Origin of the sequence: Bradyrhizobium sp. UFLA01-814 (assembly GCF_046718885.1) — a bacterium.
Classification (GTDB): Bacteria; Pseudomonadota; Alphaproteobacteria; order Rhizobiales; family Xanthobacteraceae; genus Bradyrhizobium; species Bradyrhizobium elkanii.
The window spans coordinates 1-4,720 of record NZ_JAQOSR010000311.1 but is presented as its reverse complement, the minus strand read 5'-3'; the positions used below and the strand labels follow the sequence as shown (position 1 = coordinate 4,720).

The following is a 4,720-nucleotide window of genomic DNA, read 5'->3' as shown; positions in this document are numbered from 1 at the left end:
TGGACCTGTGGCTGGTCTAGTTTCCAATGTATGGGATCTCGCGGTTTAGCGGCCGACGTGCCCACGCAGTTCCGGATGGAGTTCGGCTCGAACTGCAGTGATGATGCGTGCGGCATCATCCTGGGAGAAACCGCAAACAAGGAGCACTTGGTCAGCCAGCGCGAGGCCGGCCGCGATGTTCTCTGGAAACACGGTGCTGGCGCCCGCCAGCGCCAGCGATGAGATTCCCTCATCATCGGCAGCACTTACGACGGAGGATGCCGCTGGATTTTGCTGGCGCACATAGTGAAGAATGCGTTCAATCAAATGACGTCGATCGAAGGTTACCACGACGAGGCGCGCTCGGGCGACGCCGGCAGCTTCCATAACCCGTTTGCGGCCCGCGTCGCCGAAGACGACCTTGTGTCCAGACTGTTTTGCCCTGCGAAAGCGCATTAAGTCAGACTCGATCGCAATGTACGGAGCCTTTGCTGCCTCCAGCACGAGCGCCACTGGACGGCCAACGCGTCCACAGCCACACAGGATCACGTGATCGCTGAGATCTCGGCTTTCCTGGCGGATGGCAGCCTCTTCGGCATGTGCTTTGAGGCGATGTGATGCTCCGCGAACGAGTTCTGCAAATCGGTAGCTCGCTTGAATCAGCATTGGACCGAGCGCCATGGTGACCGCTAGGGCCAACAGAGCAGGCTGCCCAACGCCCGCTTCCAGGGCATTCACTCGCACCGCCTGTGTGAGTAGGAGTAAACCGGCTTCTCCGCCGTGTGCTAGAATAAGGGCAACTCGCACTGCGACCGGTGCTGGCCAGCGCATGATTGCACCAACCAGGATCACGACGATGGCCTTTCCTGGCAGGCATACGGCTATCCACGCGAGGACGGTCATGGGCGCCACAGCCACGGTTGAGGGATCCACTTCCATGCCGACGGTGACGAAGAATAGGCCCAACAGGATGTCACGAAAGGGTCGGATATCGTCCTCTACCTGATGACGGAAGTCGCTTTCGCTGACCACCATACCGGCGAGGAATGCTCCGATCGGCCCGGAAAGACCGGCGACATGTCCGACGAACGCCGTACCGAGCGCGAGCAACAGAACGGTGAGCAGAAATAGATCCGCCGAGCTGGTCCGGGCAACCCAGGTAAGCCACGTGCGAAAAACCGGTTTGCAGACGAAAGCCGCGGCGCCGAGTGCAATCGTCGCTGTTGCGAGCTGGCGCAGTGCTCCCAACGGTTCCGGCCCACCGCCTGGTTGCCACCCACCCAGCACGACGAGAAAGGGAAGGACAGCAAGATCCTGAAAGAGCAGGATTCCCAGCACAAGGCGGCCTTGTTGGCTGCTGACCTCTCCCTGATCGACCAATTGCTTGAGCGTGATGGCGGTCGATGACATCGCAACTGCACCACCGAGCAGCACCGCGCCGGATAAGCTCACACCCGAAAGCGTCGCAATTCCCGTCACGATAAAAACGGTGAACCCGACTTGCAGACTGCCGGCGCCGAAAACGTCGCGGCGTGCGGCAATCATTGCCGAGAGCGAAAACTCGAGGCCGACCATAAACATTAGGAAAATGATGCCGAGCTCGGCCAGAAATCTTGCTTCATCGCTTGCGGTGATGAGTTGCAAACCGTGTGGCCCGATTACCAAGCCGGCCAGCAGGTAACCGCCGGCTGCCGCAAATCTCAGACGCGCGACCAGGCTGATGGCGCAGACCGAGGCAAGGATCACGATTAGTGTCTTGATCAATAGGTCGTCGGCCATGCGCAGCTCCGATGCGCTTCGCCCCCCAGTTCGTTGTCCAGATTTGTCATTGCCGTGATGAGCATCAAGTTCCGCTAATCGGAGAAAAATGTTTCAGCGCTCAGCGGCTGACAACCGTCAATGTGACGAGGCGGATGAAGGATAAGCATTTTGTCCCGAGGGCTATGACCGTTGCGCTACGCAGCAGAAAATCCGCATGACGGGCGCAACTCGGAGTCACTGAATATGGCCACGTTCAAAGCAACCGACACTATTACGGTGATTGAAGGCTATGACGCGATCCGGATCTTTCTCGAGGCCGTTTGGCGTCGCCATGGTAGGCCGGTCGAGCAGATCGCATTCTTGCTCGGTAGCTTGAAGTGGGCCGACGGGACGCCAGTCGATCCGACATCGTGGCAAGACTGGCAGGCAGCCGTTCAAATGGCGGTGTCGGCCGGATCCTGCGAGATTGCCGCCGGCAGATGATTGCTTTGCTGCAGCGTGAGCGCTGGACCCCGGGAACACGCTGTTAGGCGCGGTGAGGTCGTTTCTCGTGAAGGTGGAGCGCAAAGGCAGCCCGATTGTTCCGCAGGGGCGCACCGCTCGTCTCTGGCCAACGCAACTCCTCAGCGCCGCAAGCGAGACCAACGGTAGGCGCACAACTCGACGAAATCCGCCATGTTCCGTTGACGCTCGTCAAGGTGACGTTTCTTCGCAATTGACAAGAATAGTGGTGCTACCTGCCGCAAGTGGCCGATCCGTGGCACTTTCACGCAACGGGAGCGTGTCATGCCAATCACTATCTGCCGCCTCTATGATTCACATGCTGACGCACGCCGGGTCATCTTCGCGCTTGCGATCGCGGGTCTGCCGCCTTCGGAGACTAGCGTGATCTCGAACAATTCCGACACCTGGTACCGAGCTACCGAGAGCACGAATGTTGTGCCTTTGCGGAAACAGGTTACGAGCAGCGACACCGCCCGCGACGGAAAGCTCGAGGGTGCGGCCGTTGGAGCCGCAATCGGCGCAACGGCGGCGACCGCTGCCAGTCTCGTTACAATGCTGGCGCTTCCCGGCATCGGCGCCGTGGTGGGCGTGGGATGGCTTGCAGCGATGTTGGGTAGCATGGCGATCGGTGGCGTTACCGGCGGCCTGCTGGGAGCGCTGACCAACGCCGGCATCAGCGAAGAAGATGCGCACGTCTTTGCCGAGGGCGTTCGCCGCGGAGGAACATTGGTCGCCGCGCGGGTGCCTCCGGCCGATATGCCGCGAATAGAGCCGATTATGAACCGGTCAGCGGTAAGGCTTCAGGAACGCTGCGAGCTATACCGCAGGTCGGGCTGGCAGGCGTTCGATCCAAACGCCGTGCCCTATAGCGCTGACCAGGTACGGAACGAGCGCGCTTTGCATACGAATTAGCAGGCCTATCGGCAACTGACGTTCAAGGCTGCTCGATCAGTCGACCGCACAGGAGTAAGCCATGAGCTATTATGATTTTGATGCTCGCAAGTCACGGGACGCGGGCTTTCCACCATCGGTCGCCGAGATCGACGCCGCCTTGCGGGCCCATATGCAGCGCATCTACGGCTATATGGCCGGTGGCCTCGCGCTGACCGGCCTCGTGGCCTACCTGGCCGTGGCCTCCGGTTTCTACCAGTCTATCGCGGCGACGCCATTGATTTGGCTTGTCATGCTGGCGCCCCTCGGCTTCGTACTGCTCTTGAGCTTCGGGATCCAGCGTATGGCCGCAGGAACGGCGATGCTGCTGTTCTGGCTCTATGCCGCCGTCATGGGGCTGTCGCTGGGAGGCATCTTCCTGGTATTCACCGGGGAATCGATTGCGCGTGTGTTTTTCATCACGGCGGCGACCTTCGGCGCGATGAGCCTCTACGGCTATACCACCAGAGCCGATCTTTCCCGCTTTGGATCGTTTCTCATGATGGGGCTGATCGGTATCGTGATCGCATCCCTCGTCAATATCTTCATCGGATCGAGCGCGCTTCAGTTCGCTATCTCGATCATCGGCGTCATCGTGTTCGTAGGCCTCACTGCCTACGACACACAGCGCATCAAGGAGATGTATCTTGAATCCGATACCGGCGAAATCGCCGGCAAGAAGGCCGTGCTTGGCGCGCTGGCACTTTACCTTGATTTCATCAACCTCTTCATGATGCTGCTCCAATTGTTCGGTCACCGCCGCGACAATTAGGCGGCGCACGGATTGATAGCGATGACACGTGTTCTGATCCTACTAGGCGCGCTGATCCTGGCGGTTGGCCTGCTTTGGCCCTATCTGAGCCAACTCGGATTGGGGCGGCTGCCCGGCGACATTGTCATCGAGCGGGGAAACACGACGTTCTATTTCCCGCTGATGACTTGTATACTTATCAGCTTGGTGTTCAGCCTCGTTCTTTGGGTCGCGAACCGTTGACGCGGCGTCGGAGCTAACGGGCAGTATGCCGGCCCCATGCGACACTTGTACTTGCAGCAGTCGCCTGTGCGCGCTCGGCGGCGACGTGGACGCGCGGCCTGCCGCGTTGACGACCATCAATTTCCCAATTGTCTTTGTACAGCGTTGCAGGGCGAAGCGACACAGGCGGCAAGCGATTCTTGACAGACGCCAATGTGGACCATTTTCCAGGCGGCTAGAGTCAGCGTCGCTGCGGGCTGGCGTCCGGGATCTCGGACACCGGGCGGTTGATTCGTCACAAGTGAAGAAGCGGAGGTCTCATGATGAGGAAAACAATGATTGCACTCGCGGTTGGTGCGACCGTTGTCGTCGGCTCGGTGGCAAGCTCAACCTCGGCGGACGCTCGATGGCGTCATGGATTTCCTGTCGCTCCGGTCGTCGGCGGCCTGGCGGCGGGCGCACTCATTGGCGCCGCACTCGCCGCACCGAAGCCATACTACTATAGCTACGCCTATGAGCCCGTCGATTTCGGGCCGTACTGTCGCGTTAGGCGTGAACGCTTCTGGGACGGTT

The 4,720-nt window shown here is 59.9% G+C and carries 6 protein-coding genes; 5 read left to right on the top strand and 1 reads right to left on the bottom strand.

Annotated features, from left to right (window positions below):
* Positions 1 to 45: 45 nt before the first annotated feature.
* Entirely contained in the window at positions 46 to 1,758 is a 1,713-nt protein-coding gene (locus PMN64_RS42095; RefSeq protein ID WP_411785021.1) for a cation:proton antiporter, read from the bottom strand.
* Positions 1,759 to 1,983: 225 nt separating this feature from the next.
* Between PMN64_RS42095 and PMN64_RS42090 the strand changes: the two genes are divergently transcribed.
* The 5 genes from PMN64_RS42090 to PMN64_RS42070 form a co-directional block, all read left to right on the top strand.
* On the top strand, positions 1,984 to 2,223 hold the full coding sequence (locus tag PMN64_RS42090) for a hypothetical protein (RefSeq protein ID WP_225645996.1): 240 nt from the start codon (positions 1,984 to 1,986) through the stop codon (positions 2,221 to 2,223).
* Positions 2,224 to 2,526: 303 nt separating this feature from the next.
* Positions 2,527 to 3,156 carry a hypothetical protein gene (locus tag PMN64_RS42085; protein WP_225645997.1) on the top strand — a complete coding sequence of 210 codons (630 nt, stop codon included), beginning with the start codon at positions 2,527 to 2,529 and terminating at the stop codon, positions 3,154 to 3,156.
* A gap of 61 nt (positions 3,157 to 3,217) precedes the next feature.
* On the top strand, positions 3,218 to 3,946 hold the full coding sequence (locus PMN64_RS42080; protein ID WP_283090009.1) for a Bax inhibitor-1/YccA family protein: 729 nt from the start codon (positions 3,218 to 3,220) through the stop codon (positions 3,944 to 3,946).
* A gap of 21 nt (positions 3,947 to 3,967) precedes the next feature.
* Positions 3,968 to 4,168, top strand: a complete 201-nt coding sequence (locus PMN64_RS42075; protein WP_148772456.1) for a DUF2905 domain-containing protein — start codon at positions 3,968 to 3,970, stop codon at positions 4,166 to 4,168.
* Between the two features lie 299 nt (positions 4,169 to 4,467).
* A partial coding sequence (locus PMN64_RS42070; protein WP_411785020.1) for a hypothetical protein occupies positions 4,468 to 4,720 on the top strand: 253 nt, incomplete at its 3' end.

Excerpts from the sequence above, each read along its gene's own strand:
- PMN64_RS42095 (WP_411785021.1), bottom strand. The coding sequence starts at position 1,758 with ATGGCCGACGACCTATTGATCAAGACACTAATCGTGATCCTTGCCTCG.
- PMN64_RS42090 (WP_225645996.1), top strand. The coding sequence starts at position 1,984 with ATGGCCACGTTCAAAGCAACCGACACTATTACGGTGATTGAAGGCTAT.
- PMN64_RS42085 (WP_225645997.1), top strand. The coding sequence starts at position 2,527 with ATGCCAATCACTATCTGCCGCCTCTATGATTCACATGCTGACGCACGC.
- PMN64_RS42080 (WP_283090009.1), top strand. The coding sequence starts at position 3,218 with ATGAGCTATTATGATTTTGATGCTCGCAAGTCACGGGACGCGGGCTTT.
- PMN64_RS42075 (WP_148772456.1), top strand. The coding sequence starts at position 3,968 with ATGACACGTGTTCTGATCCTACTAGGCGCGCTGATCCTGGCGGTTGGC.